The following is a 17,685-nucleotide window of genomic DNA, read 5'->3' as shown; positions in this document are numbered from 1 at the left end:
ATAGCTGCCAGGTGTACCAAGGCCTTTTTTAGATAGGGGCTCTGGTCACTCATGACAAGGATCGCCATGTCCGATTCATCGCAATTTCTTGCAGCTTCAGCGGACGCCGCCAACCGGGCCTTCAAGGTTCATATGAACGCATTTCAGTGCTCGGGAGGCAATTCGACTTAAGGTCAAGAGCGTCCGTTTGTGCAACCAAATCCGTAAGCGGACAGGCTTTCAGTCCCGTGCTCTGGAGCCGATCAAGTTCCTGCTGGGTGAGGATGTTGCAGACGCTAATGGTGCTTGTTCAGACGCAAAACTTTTCATTTGCTCGCCACACTCTTGTGAAGTTGTGAAAACCCGTTTTTTTCACGCTCTCTTGAAGACGTGAACCTCAAAAAAGGGCTACCGCTACTGGCGCGCGCGTATGCATGCACAGGCCGAGCAACATGGCAGCTCTGGCAGATCGGGCAAAGGCGCAGATTGGTGTTGGAAACAGCAAGCTGCCAGCTTCACATGATCTGTGTGGGCGGCTCTCTGTGGGCGGTACGAAGGAGCTAATAAAAGCACATTAGCGATGCTGCGAGGCCCGATCAGGAGACGTCCTTATAATCGGGGGGAGATTGTAGCGAAGAAACGTGGGCAATTGATCCTGTTAAATGACTTTTATTGGTGCGTCCGTCAGAGGCCGAGTGCGGGTAGCACCGCTGAACGCGTTGCTCGCGCAGGCATACGGGCGCTGGCAGGTAGTACCTGGTGCAACCAGTTGAGGCGAATTTCTTCGATCTCGACCCAATTGTCGCCGACCGGCGGTTGTTTGCACTGTTTAAAGGCCTGGCAGCGGCCCATCGAGTCCAGCCGTGCGTAGCAGCGATGAGGTTGCAGAAACGAGAATAACGACCATGACCTGTTCATGGGGAGCACCTGTTGAGTCAGTAGGTCAAACATTACCGGTGGGTCGTGACATGACGATGTATCGGCCATGACAAGGTGGTGACAGCAAGCGGCTGGTGACCGCAGGTACAGCACCGCTATACTGGCGTCCGGTTTTATCCAGTCCTGGAGAGATGAGCATGTTGCAACGCCTGTTGTTCGGTTTGATCACTGTGACCAGTTTGACTCTGGTCGGCTGCGCCCACAGCCCGCAACAACTCAGTCCGCAGCCTAAACTGACCAAGCAAATCGCGCCTGTCGGCCGTGGTCAGCCTGTGGTCGTGCGCGTGGTGGATGGTCGTCCTTCGCCAACCCTGGGCACTCGCGGTGGCATGTACCCGGAAACCAGCTCGATCAACGTCAGCAGCGCCGATGTGATCCCCAAGCTGCAAGCTCAAGCTGAAGCCGCTGTGCGCTTGCTGGGTTACACCCCGACAGCCAATGGCGGGAACGCACCGCAATTGACCGTTACCTTGTCTGAACTCAAGTATCAGTCGCCTAAAGACACCATGTACGTGACTGAAGCGACCATCGGTGCGGCCTTCCGCTCTGACGTGCGCAATGGGGGTCGTTCGTACAGTGGTCGCTACAGCGCCTCGCTGGATCAGCGTTTCGGCATGGCGCCGAATCAGGAAACCAACACCAAGCTGGTCAGCGACGTGTTGAGCGATGCCCTGACGCGCGTGTTTGAAGACCCGTCGGTCGGTCGTTTGCTCGGCGAGTAAACATCGACCCACAAAAAAGCCCGAACGGTTTGAGTTCGGGCTTTTTTGTGTCTGCCAGGTTCATGCGGCCTCGGCGTAGGGCTCAAGGCGGCTGATGCCGGTGAGCAGGTCCAGCTCGGGCAGGTCGGCATGGGTGTGACCGCTGAGCGCGCAATAGACCAGCCAGTGACGATCCTGGACGTTAAAGGAAAAGCTCTCGATCAATGCCTGTTGTTCATCACTCGGGGCGATCAGATAGAGGCGGTCCTGGTTTTCAGCGTGCAGCATGACAAGCTCCGTGTCAGTGTCGAGGGGCCATAGAGTGGCCTCTCTTCATGACGATACGGTGACAGGGCAATTTAGGCCGGTTGTCATGTTTTGCCAGAGGCTGGCGTGCCTGGCGACCCTTTAAAGATCAAAAGATCGCGAGGCAAGCTCGCTCCTACAGTGGCAGGCCGGCTTTGACGCGGTACTGGTTACGCACCGGCATTGCGTATTGCAGCACCAGATACGGGCGATGCTCGGCAGGGCAGGCGTCCAGGCGGCGTTGCCATTCTTGCTGGGCCTTGGCCAGTTCTTGCTCCGGGAAGACTTCGGCTGCGCTCGGCACCTGCAATAGCGGGTCTGCATCGGCCCACTGGGCATACGCCAGGTAGTGTGCCGGGAACAGGCGGTAGCCGGTGAGGATGTGGCGGTCCATTTCAGTGGCCAGCAGTTTGCTGTCCTCGAACGCTTCACTGATCGGCGCCGCAAAGTTTACGTGCACACGGCCTTTATAGCCGGTGATGCCGTTGGCAATGCTGGTGTCGTCTTCGCCGGGGGCTTTGCTGTAAGTGCCCGTGGTTGCGCGGATGTACAACTCGCGAGCCTTGGCCTGATCGCACGGGTCGTATTCGTAGCTGATCGACACCGGGGTCAGGTTCAGTGACTGAATGACCTCGGCGAAAGGCTCGTTTTTACGGCTCATGTGAAACATCTTCAAGATCGCCGAGTCGGTGCGGTCATCACCGTCTTTGGCGCGACCTTCCGCCTGGGCGATCCAGATGGACTGGCCGTCGTTGCGAATCGAGTGGTTGATGTACGCCGACAGTAATTGGTACGCCGCCAGTTTTTCGCGGCGCCCGGTGATTGAACGGTGCACGATAAAGCTTTTGTTCAGGCGCATCAGGTCGCTGACAAAAGGCTTTTGCAGCAGGTTGTCGCCAATCGCGATGCGCGGGGTTGGCAAGCCTGCGTGGTATACGGCGTAGTTGACGAAGGCCGGGTCCATCACGATGTCGCGGTGGTTGGCCAGAAACAGGTAGGCGGTGCCCGACTTCAATTGCTCGACGCCGGTATAGGTCACGCCGTCTGTGGCATGCTCGATGGTGCGGTCGACGTACACCTCGACCTTGTCTTGCAAGCTCGCGACCGATGTCACGTTCGCAAACTCTTTGCGCAGGCGATGCGCTATAAGGGGTTTTAACAGCCAGCCGAATGCACCCGCCAGGCGTGGAAAGCGAAAGTGGGTGAGGATATCTAGAAAAGCCTTGTCACTGAGCAGTCGCGCCAGAACAGCCGGGACTTCAGTGTCACTGTAAGGTCGGATGGTATCGAATTCGCCCATCATGTTCTCTTGTTGGAAGCGGCTAGGATTAATACACAGGGCAGGACAAAAATAGGGCCCTGCTAATAGACCGGCGATTATACGCACAAGTCACTCTGGAGACCGCGATGCTTGAAACTGAGAGCTATGATTGCCCGTATTGTGGCGAGCCAGGCGAAGCTGTGCTTGATCTGACGGGGGGCGATCAGCAGTACATCGAAGATTGCGCGGTGTGTTGCCGGCCGATTGTGTTTACGCTCCAGACCGACGGCCAGGAGTGGATGCTCGATGTACACAGTGAAAACGAGTAGCAGGCAGGTGATATGCAGCGAATCTACGAGCCAGAAAATTTGATGGAAGCTGAACTTTTACTGGGCATGCTTGCCAGTGAAGGCATCGTTGCGTGCTTGCAGGGGCGTGATCTGGTGGGCGGTACGGGCGAGTTGCCAGCTTTGGGCTTGCTGGGGTTGGCGGTCGCCAATGAGCAAGCGTTACAGGCGCGCGAGTTGATCGATGCGTACAATGGCGCCTCGCCGCTGGCGGGTGATGAGCCTGAAAGCTTTGCGGGTGTACTGGACTGCTGAGCAGCCTTTTTTCACTGTATCTATATAGAAGAGTTGTGCAGCCCCATGTGTGGACGTTTTGCCTTGTTTCGTTGGAGCCCTGCCTTTGCAGCCTTGCCCGGGTTCCCGGCGGACCAGCAGGCCCAATGGAACATTTCACCCAACGACTCGGTGTTGATCCTGCGCGCAGGCCAGGAGCCCGGGCAGCGAGAGCTGGCGCGGGCGCGTTGGGGGCTGACGCCGTCGTGGATGACCGACCTGTCGCGTACGCCTGCCCATGCCCGTGCAGAAACCCTGGCGGAACAGCCGATGTTTCGCGAGGCTTTTCGCCAGCGGCGCTGCCTGATTCCGGCCAACGGCTTTTATGAATGGCGTGGCACTGCGCGCAAGCGGCCTTATTGGCTGACGCCGGGCGTGGGGTCCTCGCTGTTTTTTGCCGGGATTTGGGAAGCGTATCCGGTCGAAGGGCATGTGTGGCTGAGCACGGCCGTGGTGACCCAGGCGGCGGCTACTCAGCGTCGTCCTTTGATCCTCGATGAAGCCGGGCAGCAAGCCTGGCTTGATCCCGAGACGCCGCTGCCGGCCTTGCAAGCACTGCTCGCCAGCCCGCAAGCCGCGTTGCGCGAGCGGCCCTTGGCCAATCTGGTCAACGACCCCAAACTCAATGCGCCCGAGTGCTTGACGCCGGGTTGAGATACGATGCGCGCCACCTTTATGGACCGTCTTTATGGAGAGCCTCGATGGGTAAGTTAGCGGTAATGTGCGCGCTGGGCGCAGGGGTGTTGCTCAGTGGCTGCCAGGCGGTGAATACCACCCAGGGCGGCGCGGTGGGGGTTGAGCGCAAGCAGTACATGTTCAGCATGCTGTCGAGCCAGCAAGTTGACCAAATGTACGCGCAGTCGTACCAGGAAACCGTCAGCACGGCCAACGCCAAAGGGGTGCTGGACAAAACCAGTGCCAACGCCAAACGCCTGCAGGCCATTGCCAATCGGCTGATTGCCCAGGCGCCGGTGTTTCGCCCGGATGCCGCGCAATGGAACTGGGAGGTCAATCTGATCAAGAGCGACGAACTCAACGCCAACTGCGGCCCTGGCGGCAAGATCATTTTCTACAGCGGGATCATCGAACAGCTCAACCTGAGTGACGACGAAATTGCGGCGGTCATGGGCCATGAAATTGCCCACGCCTTGCGCGAACACGGGCGTGAGTCCATGTCCAAGGCGTACGGCGTCGAGATCGCCAAACAGGGCGCGGGCGCCTTGCTCGGCTTGGGTCAGGACAGCATGCAATTGGCCGATACCGTGGTCAATTACAGCCTGACGTTGCCCAACAGTCGCAGCAATGAAAACGAAGCAGACCTGATTGGCCTGGAGCTCGCGGCGCGTGCGGGTTATAACCCGAACGCCGCGATTACCCTGTGGCAGAAAATGGGCCAGGCTTCGCAAAGCTCTCCGCCTGAATTCATGAGTACCCACCCGGCCTCCAGCAGCCGGATCGCCTCGCTGGAAGCGGCGATTCCCAAGGTGATGCCGCTTTATCAACAGGCCCCGAAAACCTGAGGCGTGCAGGCCTTGTGTGGGAGCGGGCTTGCTCGCGATACGGCAGGCGCGGTCTGAGTCATTGATCGCGGTGATGCCATCGCGAGCAAGCCCGCTCCCACGGTAATCAGGGGCCGGCTACACCCAGCCGCTCGTCACCATTGCCTTGTACACAGCCACCAGAGCCAGCACGAAGAACGCGGTCGCTGCCAGTCGGCGGATCAGGGTCAGGGGCAGTTTGTCGGCGGCAAAGTTACCGGCCAAGACCACCGGCACGTTGGCAATCAACATGCCCAGGGTGGTGCCGATAATCACCAGCCACAAATCCGGGTATTGCGCCGCCAGCATCACGGTTGCGACCTGGGTTTTGTCGCCGATTTCGGCAATGAAGAACGTGATCAGCGTCGTGACAAACGGGCCGTATTTGCGCGCGGTGCTGGCTTCGTCGTCGTCCATTTTGTCGGGCACCAGGGTCCACAGTGCCGTCGCGGTAAAGCTTGCGGCGAGGATCCAGTGCAGCATCACATCGGTGAAGAATGTACTGAACCAGGCGCCAACGGCACCGGCTGCAGCATGGTTGGCAAGGGTTGCGACGATGATGCCGGCGATGATGGGCCAGGGCTTGCGAAAGCGCGCGGCCAGAATGAGGGCGAGCAATTGCGTCTTGTCACCAATTTCGGCCAAGGCAACGATTGCAGTTGGAATGAGTAAGGAGTCGAGCATCATCAGGTAATTTTCCAGGGGCGGGTCGACACGGCTATGACACGTACAGCCTTCCCGCCCCGGGTAAGGTGTTCGTGTCATAGGTCTTGTCAAACCCTGGTCCGTCTGTGCGGACGCCTGGGTCGCATGCGCCATGGTCTGTTGACCAAGTATGTTGACGCATGCCGGACGAGCGTGTTGCTCGTGGGAGACTACTCCCCTAGGACGGAGCGGATTCTGCCTAGGCAAATCCGATCCGGCAAGCCCTGATTTTCAAAAGCTGTCAGCGACGCTTTGCACTGTAGATCCGAAAACCCTGCCCTTCAGCCTTGACGGCGCAGTGCCCGAATTGCTCTTCGATCAGCGGTTGATAGCGCAGGAAGCTATTGGCCACAAGTCGGAGTTCGCCACCTGTTTTCAGATGTTTGACCGCTTTTTTCAGCAAGTTTTCGGTCGCGTGATAATCGGTGTGTACGCCGACATGGAACGGCGGGTTGCTCAAAATGGCATTCAAACCCATCGGCGCAGCGTCGATTCCGTCACCGGTAATAACCTCAGCTTCCAGACCATTGGCAGCCAATGTCAGACGGCTGCTGGCGGTGGCGAAGGCGTCGACATCGAGCAGGGTGACGCTGTTATGAGGATAACGACGCTTGACCGCTGCACCGAGCACACCCGCGCCGCAGCCAAAGTCCAGCAAGTGACCGCTGGGCAGTTTGTCCAGGTGTTCAAGCAGCAAGGCGCTGCCGCGATCCAGGCGGCCATGGCTGAAAACTCCCGGCAAGCTGACGACTTTCAACGGGCCTTCGGCCAGTTCCAGCTCGTAATGCTGTGCCAATTGCTCAAGCACGGGCGCTGCCGGGGCGTTGTCGACGGTGACTTGCCAGAGTTGGCAATGCCGCGCGCTGTCGAGCTTGCGCGGCTTGCCGAAAGGGATGAGTTGCTTGGACGCGCCCTCAATGCCGCCTTTCTTTTCGCCGACCAAAAATACATCGGCGCCGGGCAGGCGAGCGGCCACGGCCTTGAGCACGTAATCGCTCAATTCCTTGGACTTGGGCAAGAACACCACAGCGGTGTCGAAGGCCCGCTCCGGGGCTTCGACGCCAAAGTGCACGCGCCCGGCAAAGCGCGCATCGAGTGCCGCCTGATCGCCCGCGTGCCAGCACCAGCCGTGGGCGTTGGGCAGCGCGTTGAGCAATTCGTCAGCCGGTAAACCGACTAACAGTACCGAACCCTGAAAGTAATCAGGCTGACGAAGCAGTACTTCACTGCGCGGATCCATACTGTGCTCCTCAAAAAAGGAGCGCAGTTTATCAACTGACGACGCGTAGCGCTGTACCGCTGAAGAAGGCTTCGGCGTTTTGCGTGAGTTGGTTGACGATTCTCTGCCGCGCCTCACGGCTGCCCCAGGCGCTGTGCGGGGTAATGATCAGGCGCGGAATGTCATCGGCCAGCAGCGGGTTGCCGTCGCGTGGCGGTTCGACGCTCAACACGTCGGTGGCCGCGCCGCCCAAGTGGCCGCTGCGCAGGGCATCAGCCAGCGCCTGTTCATCAATCATGCCGCCACGCGCGGTGTTCACCACAAACGCGCCGGGCTTGAGCAGCGCCAGTTCGCGGGCACCGATAAAGTGGCGCGTGTGTTCGTTGAGCGGGCAGTGAAAGGTCAGGGCGTCGACCTGTGGCAGCAATTCGTCCACCGTCAGGCGGTCGGCGCGGGCCGGGCGGCCGGGAATCTGCCCGATCAGCACGTTCATGCCGAAAGCTTCGGCCAGTTTGGCCACTGCACTGCCCAGCTCGCCATGGCCAAACAGGCCAAGGGTTTTGCCTTCCAGCTCAACAATTGGAAAGTCCAGCAGGCAGAACTGCTTGGCCTGCTGCCATTTGCCGTCGGCCACGGCCTTGTTGTAATCGACCAGCCGTGTGGCCAGCGCCAGCAGCAGGCCGAGGGTGTGTTGCGCCACCGATGGCGTGCCGTAGCCCTGGCAGTTGGCAACGGTGATGCCGTGCTCGCGCGCAGCTTCAAGATCTACGTTATTGGTGCCGGTGGCAGCGACCAAAATCAGCTTGAGGTCCGGGCAGGCGGCGAGGGTGGTGGCGTTGAGCAGGATTTTATTGCTGATGACGACGCTGGCGCCCTGCAAGCGCTCGATGATGTTGTCTGGCGTGGTGTCTGTGTACAACTGCAGCTCGCTGAACGCATTGCGCAGGGGGCTAAGGTCAAGATCGCCGAGGTCAAGAGACGGGTGATCAAGGAAGACTGCGCGGTGAGTATTCGTCATCAACTGTACCTTTTGTGCTGTCGAGTGAAGGCGTAAGGTGTCGAGCCTAACAGAAGAAACAATTTGTAATGGAGCCGTGCATGTATTGGACAGAATTTTTGACTGTCGCCTTGATTCACTTGTTGGCTGTGGCCAGCCCGGGGCCGGATTTTGCTGTGGTCGTGCGTGAAAGCGTGACCCACGGTCGACGTGCGGGGATGTTTACCGCGCTGGGCGTGGGTTCGGCGATTTTCCTGCATGTGGGGTATTCGTTGCTGGGTATCGGGATCATTGTGTCGCAGTCGATTGTGCTGTTTAACGCGCTCAAGTGGTTGGCCGCAGCGTACTTGCTGTACATCGGCTTCAAGGCCCTGCGCGCCAAGCCTGCGGACCCTGCCGCTGTTGCTGCGGCATTGCCGGTGGGCGAGCGCACCGCGCGCGGCGCCTTTACTTCGGGCTTTGTGACTAACGGGCTGAACCCCAAGGCGACGTTGTTTTTTCTGTCGCTGTTCACCGTTGTGATCAACCCGCACACACCGCTGGCGATCCAGGCCGGTTACGGCGTGTACCTGGCGGTGGCGACGGGCGTGTGGTTCTGCATGGTGGCGATGTTGTTCAGCCATCAGCGCGTGCGTACCGGTTTTGCCCGTATGGGCCACTGGTTTGACCGCACCATGGGCGCGGTACTGGTCGCATTGGGCGTGAAACTGGCCTTCACCGAGATGCATTGACCGCACCACCGTCTGTAGGAGCGAGCTTGCCTCGCGATCTTTTCAGCTATCAAAAGATCGCGAGGCAATCGAGCGTCGACCGGCTGCTCCTACAGAGGGTTGGTTGGTAGATGATCTTGTCAAATTCTGGTTTTCCTTCATCCTTGCGGGCTTATTGCAGCGTGCGCACGGAGAAGTATCAATGCCCTCAGTCAGCCGGTTCTGGTGCCGAGCCAAACTGCCCATGGCAGTCAGCCTCGCCTCGGTGCTCGCCGGGCCCGCTTGGGGCGTGAGCTTTAACATTGGCGAAGTCGAAGGCCAGTTGGACTCCGAACTGTCCATCGGCGCCAGTTGGTCCACCGCCAAGGCCGACAGCAAATTCATCGGCGCCAACAATGGCGGTAAAGGTCACTCTGAAATCTCTGACGATGGCCGTCTCAATTTCAAACGCGGCGAAACCTTTTCGAAAATTTTCACCGGCATTCACGGCCTGGAACTGAAGGTCGGCGACAGCGGCCTCTATGTGCGCGGCAAGTACTGGTACGACTTTGAGCTGCAAGACGACAGTCGCCCCTTCAAACCCATCAGTGACAGCGGTCGCCGGGCGTCGGCGCAGTCGGCCGGCACGCAACTGCTGGATGCCTACGTCTATCACAACTACGCGATTGGCGATCAGCCGGGGTCGGTGCGTGTAGGCAAACAAGTGGTCAGTTGGGGCGAAGGTGAGTTTATCGGCGGTGGGATCAATGCGATTAACCCCACGGACGTTTCCGCTTATCGACGCCCCGGCAGCGCTTTCAAAGATGGCCTGGTCCCGGTCAACCTGTTCTACGTTTCGCAAAACCTGACCGACAACCTGTCTGCCCAAGCCTTTTACCAGCTCGACTGGGAACAGTCCGAAGCCGATAACTGCGGGACGTTCTTCTCGCAATCTGACGTGATGGCCGATGGCTGCAGCGGCAATTACCGGGTGATGAGCAAGCGCTCTGCACTGAATGTCGCCGACCTTGCCGCGCTGACCTCGGCGGGAGTCGAGGTGAACGAGGAGGGCGTGCTGGTGCGTCGCGGGGCTGATCGTGATGCGCGCAACAGCGGGCAATTTGGCCTGGCCCTGCACTACGTGTTTGAGCCGCTGGACACCGATTTTGGTGCGTTCTTTATGAACTACCACAGCCGTGACCCGATCCTCAGTGGTCGTGCGGCGTCGCAATCGGTGTACAACACTGCCTCTGGTACGGGCGGCCTGGCGCCAATGATAGTGGCCGGCAACGCCAGCTACTACGTTGAATACCCCGAAGACATTCGCCTGTATGGATTGAGCTTCAACACCACGTTATCCACAGGCACGGTCTGGAAAGGCGAGCTGAGCTACCGCCCCAACGCGCCGGTACAACTCAACAGTAACGACCTGCTGTACGCCAACGTGACCCTGTTGCCCGGCCTTGCCGATGCGTCCCCACTGAGCGTGACGCCGGGTGCTGATAACCAGGGATATCGGCGCAAAGAAATCACCCAGTTCCAGACCTCGTTGCGGCACATCTTCGACAACGCCATGGGCGCTGATCGACTGACGCTGACCGGCGAGGTCGGAGTGATCCACGTCGCCGGGCTGGAAAACAGCGCACAGGCGCGTTACGGGCGTGACCCGGTGTTTGGTTCTGACGGCCATGACGGCTTCACCACGGCCAATGCCTGGGGCTATCGTGCCCGTGCGGTGTGGGACTACAACAAAGTCTTGCCCGGCCTCGACCTGAAACCCAACCTGGGCTGGTCCCATGACGTCAGCGGCTACTCGCCGGGGCCGGACAACACCTTCAACGAAGGCCGCAAGGCCATCAGCCTGGGCATCGATGCCGAATACGAAAACACCTACTTGAGCAGCCTGTCGTATACCAACTTCTTTGGCGGGCGTTACAACAACCTCAGCGACCGCGATTTTGTGGCGTTGAGCGTGGGGCTGAAGTTTTGAGCGCGCCTGCGGTTTAGCAAGTGCTTGATCAATTCGAACATGGCCTCTAGTATTGGCCCCAACACGGCCCCCGCCTCTTTGCGCTTAATTGAGCTTACGCGGGGGTTTTTTATTTTTCGGCCTGGATCTATTTGATCCACCACCCTTCCCACCCGGCCGGGGGCCCCATGTCCGCAATGGACAGCTTGCGATTTGAATGTTGCAGCGGAAATTGCTGTAAATGTTGCTGCACACGCAGGTGCCATTCAGTACGCGGACAAACCACTTTGATCATGTGTCTGGCAATGCTGAGCAGCAAGAAAGGCCTGGCGATAAGGTCAGCTTTACCGATGAAGTCATCGCACCAGTCAATGTCTCCTTTGTGGGTTGGGAGGCGGGGTTGATCCGTCATGTTGCGGTTCCACAAACGGCTATGGTGGGCGGACAGGTTGCGCAGGTAGCTGAGAGAGCGAACCCAGCTTTTGAAGACCTTCCAATCGTTGACCCCATATTTGCTGGCAATCTGCTGCTGATCCGCGACTTTCATCATGGCCAGTAACTGTGAAATGGCGCCAAAGTCCCATATCTCTACGGCGACCCACAGAGGTAAATGTGGGCCGTGTTTTTCGCGGTAATGTTTGACGAAATCTTCCTTGGAGCGATCCAGCAACCCTTTGTATTTATCCTGCCAGATGTCGAAAGTGGTTTTGCCACTGCGTTTGTCTACCTTGCCGGCAAATGTGGGGTGTAATGCTGTCGCATCCAGGTGTGCGAAGGTATTGCGTTGACCTAACAGGTAAGCGATATCGACGCGAAGATCAATCTCAATGCGCTCCAGAGCGTCCATTACCAGAAGGCGCAGTTTTTTATCGAAGAGGTACAGCTCCACGGCATCTACAAACTGAGTCTTGGTTTCAAATTGATCGGTACGCACCGTGCTGAGTTGTTTAGTGACGGGGTCTTGCGCCACCTGAAACTGCCTGAAGGAATACCAGTAAGCGGTCAGGCGGTAATATCCGATACGCTCCAGGTAGTTGAGTGCGGCGACATCATCGGTCACAACCATGCCGCGATCTTTCAACTGCTGAAGTTGATCTGAGAAGGACTTCCAGGGTCTGTTGTAAGCCATTACGCGATTGCCTTTTTACAAGGGTTTAAGCAGTTGGATTGGGGGCTTAGCAAAGAGCTGCTGGCTGATCTGGTTCGGCTACGATATGAAATGGTTTGTTAACAGTGGCCGTGTGCTTCAAGCATTTTGAGCATCCGCACGAGAAATGCCCGATTTTGCAATTCTTATCACCTCTATTTTTAGATCAAGCTTTTACAGGAACACTGATGAATCCAGCAAAACCCACCCTCATCCGCGAAACCTTCCCCGTCGGTCCGTTGCAGTGCAACTGCACGATCATCGGTGATCCGGTCACTAAAAAAGCCATTGTGGTGGATCCGGGCGGTGACCATGAGTTGATTCTGGCGCGGCTGGAGAAGCTGGGTTTGCAGGTGGTGAGCATCATCCATACGCATGCGCATCTGGATCACTTTTTGGCGTCGGGTCAGCTCAAGGAGAAAACCGGGGCGACGCTGCATTTGCACAAGGAAGACCAGTTTTTGTGGGACAACCTGGAGATGCAATGCGGTTTGTTTGGCGTGCCGTATACGCCGGTGCCGCCCCCCGATCGCTGGTTGGCCGATGACGAAGAGCTGGCCTGTGGCTGCGGTGTTGCGCTGCACACGCCGGGGCATACGCCTGGGTCCATGAGTTTTTGGTTTTCTGAGTCTAAGCTGTTGATCGCGGGCGATACGCTGTTTCGTCGCGGCGTCGGGCGCACGGATTTATGGGGCGGTGATCAGGCCACTATCGTGCGTTCGATCAAGCAGCGGCTGTATACGCTGGATGAGGATGCCACCGTGGTCACCGGGCATGGTCCGGATACTCGCCTTGGCGACGAAATGCGTGAGAACCCGTTTGTTCGCGCTTAAACAAGATGTAATGGAATTTTTACCGTTGGTCGTGTTCCAACGTTCCACAGAGGTCTACTGCCAGCGGCCTTTGACCCAGAAAGATTAAGTAGGAGCTTCACCATGTTTATTTCGCGTCGTTTGATTGTTGCTGCAAGTGCGATTGCCTTGTTGGCCGGCTGCGCCTCTCCTAACCCTTATGACAACCAGGGCCAGGCCTCGTCGGGCATGAGCAATACCGCCAAGTACGGTGGTCTGGGTGCCTTGGCCGGTGCTGTTGCCGGTGCTGCCATTGACCACAACAACCGTGGCAAGGGTGCGCTGATTGGCGCTGCGGTCGCGGGCCTGGGGGCTGCGGGCTACGGCTATTACGCTGACAAGCAAGAAGCCGCACTGCGCGCCAGCATGGCCAACACCGGCGTTGAAGTGCAGCGCCAAGGCGACAACATTACCCTGGTGATGCCGGGCAACATCACGTTTGCCACCAGCTCTGCGAACATTGCGCCAAGCTTCTATCAGCCGCTTAACAGCCTCGCCAATTCGCTGAAGCAGTTGAACAACCAGCAGCAGATCCAGATCGTGGGCTACACCGACAGCACCGGTAACAACGCTTTCAACCAGCAGTTGTCGCAACAGCGTGCGCAAAGCGTTGCAACGTATTTGACGTCGCAGGGCGTGAGCGGTCAGTACCTGTCGGTGATCGGTAAAGGCCCGGCAGATCCGATTGCCAGCAACGCCACCCCGGACGGTCGTGCTCAGAACCGCCGTGTTCAAATTACGCTGATGCCGATTCCGGGCATGAACTACCAGCAGCAGGGTCAGGTTCAACAGTACCCGTAACGTGGCAGGTGGAGTCACAACCCTGGGTAGTGACTCCAGCGCCCACTAAAAAAGCCCCGCGATCATTGCTGATCGCGGGGCTTTTTGTTGAGCGTCTGGCCGGGTGAATTACTTCTTCAGACCGTAGTGCTCATCGAGCATGCCGGGGGCGTTCGGGCTTTTTGGCGCGTAGTCCTTCGGCGGCTCGGAACTGTGCGGCGGGGTGAGGCGCTCGCGGTGCGGTTGTGGGGCTTCAGAGTGCAGGGCAGCCAGCAGACGTTGGCGTGTTTGCTCGTCCAGGGCCAAGCTGTTGGCGCCCTCGGCGAGGTGATCTTGTACTTCCTGGTAGCTCTGGGTGAGTTTCTTCACCAGATTGGCAGTGGTGTTGAAGTGGGTAACGACCTCACCCTGATAGTTATCAAAACGTTCCTGGATATCGTCCAGCTGACGCTGCGTGCGATTAGGCGCGGCGTTCGGCAGCAGACGAGCGACCAGAAAACCAATGACGACACCGGCAACCAGAGCCAGGGTCGGCAACAACCAAATTAAGAGCGAGCTTTCCACGAGTCCTTCCTCTATAAACGGCTTTGCTTTACGTTAACGGCTCGGACCTGCGCTGTATACCGCGATGCACTCGCAAATATGCCAGACAGAATCTATCAGCTAGACGTGTCGACCCACTTTGAGGTCACGGAGTTCCTTCTTGCTTACCCGCGAAACCCCCGTAGTGATTGATGGCCCGGTTGGCCAATTGGAAGCTTTATACCTCGATTCTGCTGAGCCGCGCGGCCTCGCGCTGCTGTGCCATCCCAACCCGGTGCAGGGTGGGACGATGATGAATAAAGTGGTCTCGACCCTGCAGCGCACTGCGCGCGATGCGGGTCTTGTTACGTTGCGATTTAATTACCGTGGCACAGGGGCCAGTGGCGGCAGCCACGACATGGGCACTGGCGAAGTCGACGATGCGTTGGCGGCTGCCCGTTGGTTGCGTGCTCAATACCCGGATCTGCCGCTGACCCTGCTGGGGTTTTCATTCGGCGGTTTTGTCGCCGCCAGCCTGGGCGGACGACTGGAGGCGCAGGGTGTGAAGCTCGCACGCCTGTTTATGGTCGCGCCTGCGGTGATGCGTTTGCGTGATGAAGATGCGCTGCCACAGACCTGCCCGATCACGGTTATCCAGCCTGAAACCGACGAAGTGATTGATCCGCAACTGGTTTATGACTGGTCAAAAGACCTCTCACGCCCCCATGAGCTGCTGAAAGTGGCAGAATGCGGACACTTTTTTCACGGCAAGCTGCCCGAACTCAAAGAGTTGGTAGCGCCACGCCTTTTGAATTGATACAGCCTGATAAGCGATTACCCATGACCACTCGTACTCGTATCCTCACCGGTATCACTACCACCGGCACGCCGCACCTGGGCAATTATGCCGGTGCTATCCGCCCGGCAATCCTTGCCAGCCGTGACAGCAACGCCGACTCGTTTTACTTTTTGGCCGACTATCACGCCCTGATCAAATGTGATGACCCGCAGCGCATTCAGCGTTCGCGTCAGGAAATCGCAGCCACCTGGCTGGCGGGCGGTCTGGATGTTGAGCGTGTGACGTTCTATCGCCAGTCTGATATCCCGGAAATCCCGCAACTGGCGTGGTTTCTGACCTGCGTGGCGGCCAAAGGCCTGCTCAACCGTGCGCATGCGTACAAGGCGTCGGTAGACAAGAACCTGGAAAACGGTGAAGACCCGGATGCGGGCATCACCATGGGCTTGTACAGCTACCCGGTTCTGATGGCCGCAGACATCTTGATGTTTAACGCGCACAAGGTGCCGGTGGGTCGTGACCAGATCCAGCACGTTGAAATGGCCCGTGATATCGGTCAGCGCTTCAACCACTTGTTCGGCAATGGCAAAGAGTTCTTCGCCATGCCTGAGGCATTGATTGAAGAAAGCGTGGCGACCTTGCCTGGACTTGACGGTCGCAAGATGTCGAAAAGCTACGACAACACCATTCCGTTGTTCACCAGCGCCAAAGACATGAAAAGCGCGATCTCGCGGATCGTGACCGACTCCCGTGCGCCGGGCGAAGCCAAAGATCCGGACAACTCGCACTTGTTCACCTTGTACCAGGCGTTCTCGACGCCTGAGCAGTCGGCTGAGTTCCGTAGCGAGCTGTTGCAGGGCTTGGGCTGGGGTGAGGCGAAAGACCGTCTGTTCAAGCTGCTGGACGCTGAATTGGGCGAAGCACGCGAGCGTTATCACGACCTGATGTCGCGCCCCGCAGACATGGAAGACATTCTTAAGACCGGCGCGCAAAAAGCCCGTGCCATCGCGACGCCGTTTTTGGATGAGCTGCGCGAAGCCGTGGGCCTGCGTTCGTTTGAGAACGCTGCGCAAACCACGGCGGCAAGCAAAAAGAAGGCCGCCAAAGGCCCGCGCTTTGTCAGCTTCCGCGATGAAGACGGCAGCTTCCGTTTCCGTCTGTTGAGCGCTGATGGCGAGCAATTGCTGCTGTCGCGCAGCTTCGCCGATGGTAAAACGGCGGGGCAGGTGACCAAGCAATTGCAATCGGGTGAAGCGCTGGATGTACGCGCTGACGGTTTGAGTTTCAGCGTTTGGCTGGACGGTGCGAGTGTTGCTGACAGCCCGGCATTTGCCGATGACGCAGCACGTGATGCGGCAATCGAAGCGTTGCGCTTGGCCTTGGTGCCTGCGCAAGACTGACAAACTGCGACGTTTCGTCCCAGGTTTGATTGCCATTCCCCCGGGCCGTCGCTAAAGTGTCGGCCCGTTTTTGTTGCCCAGCTAGCGAATTATGACGCCTCTAGAACGATATCAAGCTGATCTGAAACGCCCGGACTTCTTCCACGATGCCGCGCAGGAAAACGCTGTGCGTCACCTGCAGCGTCTCTATGACGACTTGGTCGCGTCTTCGCAGAGCAAGTCTGGCCTGCTGGGCAAGCTGTTTGGCAAAAAAGAAATCACGCCGGTCAAAGGCCTGTATTTTTGGGGCGGTGTGGGCCGGGGCAAGACTTACCTGGTCGATACGTTCTTTGATGCCCTGCCGTTCAAGCAGAAGGTGCGTACGCACTTTCACCGCTTCATGAAGCGTGTGCACGAAGAAATGCGCACTCTCAATGGCGAGAAAAACCCGCTGACCATCATTGCCAAGCGCTTTGCCGATGAAGCGCGGGTGATCTGTTTCGACGAGTTCTTTGTGTCGGACATTACCGACGCCATGATTCTCGGCACCCTGATGGAAGAGCTGTTCAAGAACGGCGTGACCCTGGTGGCGACCTCCAACATCGTCCCGGACGGTCTGTACAAGGACGGCCTGCAGCGTGCCCGCTTCTTGCCGGCCATTGCGCTGATCAAACAGAACACCGATATCGTCAACGTCGACAGCGGTGTCGATTACCGCTTGCGCCATCTTGAGCAAGCCGAGCTGTATCACTTCCCGCTCAATGACGCCTCAGAAGCGTGCCTGCGCGATAGCTTCAAAGCGTTGACGCACAACTCAACTCGGGCGGTCGAGAATGATGACCTGGTCATCGAGAACCGCACCATTCGTGCGTTGCGTACCTGTGATGATGTGGCCTGGTTTGATTTCCGCGAGTTGTGCGATGGCCCGCGTAGCCAGAACGACTACATTGAGCTGGGCAAGATCTTCAATGCCGTGATCCTCAGCGGTGTTGAGCAAATGGACGTTAAAACCGACGACATCGCGCGTCGTTTTATCAACATGGTCGACGAGTTCTACGACCGTGGCGTCAAGCTGATCATCTCGGCTGAAGTCGAGCTAAAAGATCTCTACACCGGTGGTCGTTTGAGCTTCGAGTTCCAGCGTACCTTGAGCCGCTTGCTTGAGATGCAGTCCCACGAATACCTGACACGCGCCCACAAGCCTTAGTCGAGCGCTGTTTCGCGATCTTTTGGTCTTTTAAAAAATCAAAAGATCGCGAGCAAGCTCGCTCCTACAGATTGTCTGCC

Annotated in this window: 20 protein-coding genes and 1 riboswitch; of the genes, 12 read left to right on the top strand and 8 right to left on the bottom strand. The window is 58.0% G+C overall.

Annotation, left to right across the window (positions count from 1 at the left end):
- Positions 1–663: 663 nt before the first annotated feature.
- Complete coding sequence (locus tag TU84_RS03760) at positions 664–897, bottom strand: hypothetical protein (protein ID WP_048367239.1); 234 nt, start codon at positions 895–897, stop codon at positions 664–666.
- 158 nt (positions 898–1,055) lie between these two features.
- Between TU84_RS03760 and TU84_RS03755 the strand changes: the two genes are divergently transcribed.
- Positions 1,056–1,640, top strand: coding sequence for a YajG family lipoprotein (locus TU84_RS03755; protein ID WP_048367238.1), 585 nt, complete (start codon positions 1,056–1,058; stop codon positions 1,638–1,640).
- Between the two features lie 60 nt (positions 1,641–1,700).
- Here TU84_RS03755 and TU84_RS03750 read toward each other — a convergent pair whose 3' ends face one another.
- Together TU84_RS03750 and TU84_RS03745 are read right to left on the bottom strand one after the other, a co-directional pair.
- Positions 1,701–1,907 (bottom strand): hypothetical protein, encoded by a 207-nt coding sequence (locus TU84_RS03750; protein ID WP_048367237.1) that lies wholly within the window; start codon positions 1,905–1,907, stop codon positions 1,701–1,703.
- Positions 1,908–2,061: 154 nt separating this feature from the next.
- The gene (locus TU84_RS03745) at positions 2,062–3,225 is read right to left on the bottom strand and encodes a 1-acyl-sn-glycerol-3-phosphate acyltransferase (RefSeq protein ID WP_082148616.1); all 1,164 of its coding nucleotides are present in this window, start codon (positions 3,223–3,225) and stop codon (positions 2,062–2,064) included.
- Positions 3,226–3,332: 107 nt separating this feature from the next.
- Here TU84_RS03745 and TU84_RS03740 point away from each other — a divergent pair, with 107 nt between their 5' ends.
- The 4 genes from TU84_RS03740 to TU84_RS03725 are packed head-to-tail and all read left to right on the top strand — an operon-like array spanning position 3,333 to position 5,326.
- Positions 3,333–3,515, top strand: a complete 183-nt coding sequence (locus TU84_RS03740) for a CPXCG motif-containing cysteine-rich protein (protein ID WP_048367235.1) — start codon at positions 3,333–3,335, stop codon at positions 3,513–3,515.
- A gap of 12 nt (positions 3,516–3,527) precedes the next feature.
- Positions 3,528–3,788 (top strand): putative signal transducing protein, encoded by a 261-nt coding sequence (locus TU84_RS03735; protein WP_048367234.1) that lies wholly within the window; start codon positions 3,528–3,530, stop codon positions 3,786–3,788.
- Between the two features lie 45 nt (positions 3,789–3,833).
- A complete protein-coding gene (locus TU84_RS03730) occupies positions 3,834–4,460 on the top strand; it encodes an SOS response-associated peptidase (RefSeq protein ID WP_048367233.1) in 627 nt (208 codons plus the stop codon).
- 47 nt (positions 4,461–4,507) lie between these two features.
- Complete coding sequence (locus TU84_RS03725) at positions 4,508–5,326, top strand: M48 family metallopeptidase (protein WP_048367232.1); 819 nt, start codon at positions 4,508–4,510, stop codon at positions 5,324–5,326.
- Between the two features lie 117 nt (positions 5,327–5,443).
- Here TU84_RS03725 and TU84_RS03720 read toward each other — a convergent pair whose 3' ends face one another.
- From TU84_RS03720 to TU84_RS03710, 3 genes are all read right to left on the bottom strand, one after another.
- Positions 5,444–6,028, bottom strand: coding sequence for a TMEM165/GDT1 family protein (locus TU84_RS03720; RefSeq protein WP_048367790.1), 585 nt, complete (start codon positions 6,026–6,028; stop codon positions 5,444–5,446).
- 91 nt (positions 6,029–6,119) lie between these two features.
- A riboswitch (yybP-ykoY riboswitch) is annotated at positions 6,120–6,241 on the bottom strand.
- A 49-nt stretch (positions 6,242–6,290) separates the two neighbouring features.
- Entirely contained in the window at positions 6,291–7,289 is a 999-nt protein-coding gene (locus TU84_RS03715; protein WP_048367231.1) for a class I SAM-dependent methyltransferase, read from the bottom strand.
- Positions 7,290–7,320: 31 nt separating this feature from the next.
- Entirely contained in the window at positions 7,321–8,286 is a 966-nt protein-coding gene (locus tag TU84_RS03710) for a 2-hydroxyacid dehydrogenase (protein WP_048367229.1), read from the bottom strand.
- A gap of 80 nt (positions 8,287–8,366) precedes the next feature.
- Here TU84_RS03710 and TU84_RS03705 point away from each other — a divergent pair, with 80 nt between their 5' ends.
- Entirely contained in the window at positions 8,367–8,996 is a 630-nt protein-coding gene (locus tag TU84_RS03705) for a LysE family translocator (RefSeq protein ID WP_048367227.1), read from the top strand.
- Positions 8,997–9,177: 181 nt separating this feature from the next.
- On the top strand, positions 9,178–10,944 hold the full coding sequence (locus tag TU84_RS03700; protein ID WP_048367226.1) for a DUF1302 domain-containing protein: 1,767 nt from the start codon (positions 9,178–9,180) through the stop codon (positions 10,942–10,944).
- 127 nt (positions 10,945–11,071) lie between these two features.
- Here the strand turns inward: TU84_RS03700 and TU84_RS03695 are convergent, their stop codons facing one another.
- Positions 11,072–12,052: an Abi family protein gene (locus tag TU84_RS03695; RefSeq protein WP_048367224.1), complete on the bottom strand. Its 981-nt coding sequence runs from the start codon at positions 12,050–12,052 to the stop codon at positions 11,072–11,074.
- A gap of 206 nt (positions 12,053–12,258) precedes the next feature.
- Here TU84_RS03695 and TU84_RS03690 point away from each other — a divergent pair, with 206 nt between their 5' ends.
- Positions 12,259–12,903 (top strand): MBL fold metallo-hydrolase, encoded by a 645-nt coding sequence (locus tag TU84_RS03690; RefSeq protein ID WP_048367223.1) that lies wholly within the window; start codon positions 12,259–12,261, stop codon positions 12,901–12,903.
- 102 nt (positions 12,904–13,005) lie between these two features.
- A complete protein-coding gene (locus TU84_RS03685) occupies positions 13,006–13,722 on the top strand; it encodes an OmpA family protein (protein ID WP_048367221.1) in 717 nt (238 codons plus the stop codon).
- A 108-nt stretch (positions 13,723–13,830) separates the two neighbouring features.
- Here the strand turns inward: TU84_RS03685 and TU84_RS03680 are convergent, their stop codons facing one another.
- Complete coding sequence (locus TU84_RS03680; RefSeq protein WP_048367220.1) at positions 13,831–14,265, bottom strand: Z-ring associated ZapG family protein; 435 nt, start codon at positions 14,263–14,265, stop codon at positions 13,831–13,833.
- 139 nt (positions 14,266–14,404) lie between these two features.
- Here TU84_RS03680 and TU84_RS03675 point away from each other — a divergent pair, with 139 nt between their 5' ends.
- The 3 genes from TU84_RS03675 to zapE all read left to right on the top strand — a co-directional run bounded on the left by TU84_RS03675 (position 14,405) and on the right by zapE (position 17,605).
- Positions 14,405–15,040: an alpha/beta hydrolase gene (locus TU84_RS03675; protein ID WP_048367219.1), complete on the top strand. Its 636-nt coding sequence runs from the start codon at positions 14,405–14,407 to the stop codon at positions 15,038–15,040.
- Positions 15,041–15,063: 23 nt separating this feature from the next.
- On the top strand, positions 15,064–16,419 hold the full coding sequence (locus TU84_RS03670; protein ID WP_048367217.1) for a tryptophan--tRNA ligase: 1,356 nt from the start codon (positions 15,064–15,066) through the stop codon (positions 16,417–16,419).
- A 91-nt stretch (positions 16,420–16,510) separates the two neighbouring features.
- Complete coding sequence (gene zapE / locus TU84_RS03665; protein ID WP_048367215.1) at positions 16,511–17,605, top strand: cell division protein ZapE; 1,095 nt, start codon at positions 16,511–16,513, stop codon at positions 17,603–17,605.
- The last annotated feature ends 80 nt before the right edge of the window (positions 17,606–17,685 follow it).

Origin of the sequence: Pseudomonas helleri, from assembly GCF_001043025.1 — a bacterium.
Classification (GTDB): domain Bacteria; phylum Pseudomonadota; class Gammaproteobacteria; order Pseudomonadales; family Pseudomonadaceae; genus Aquipseudomonas; species Aquipseudomonas helleri.
This window is presented reverse-complemented; position numbering and strand designations above follow the sequence as displayed.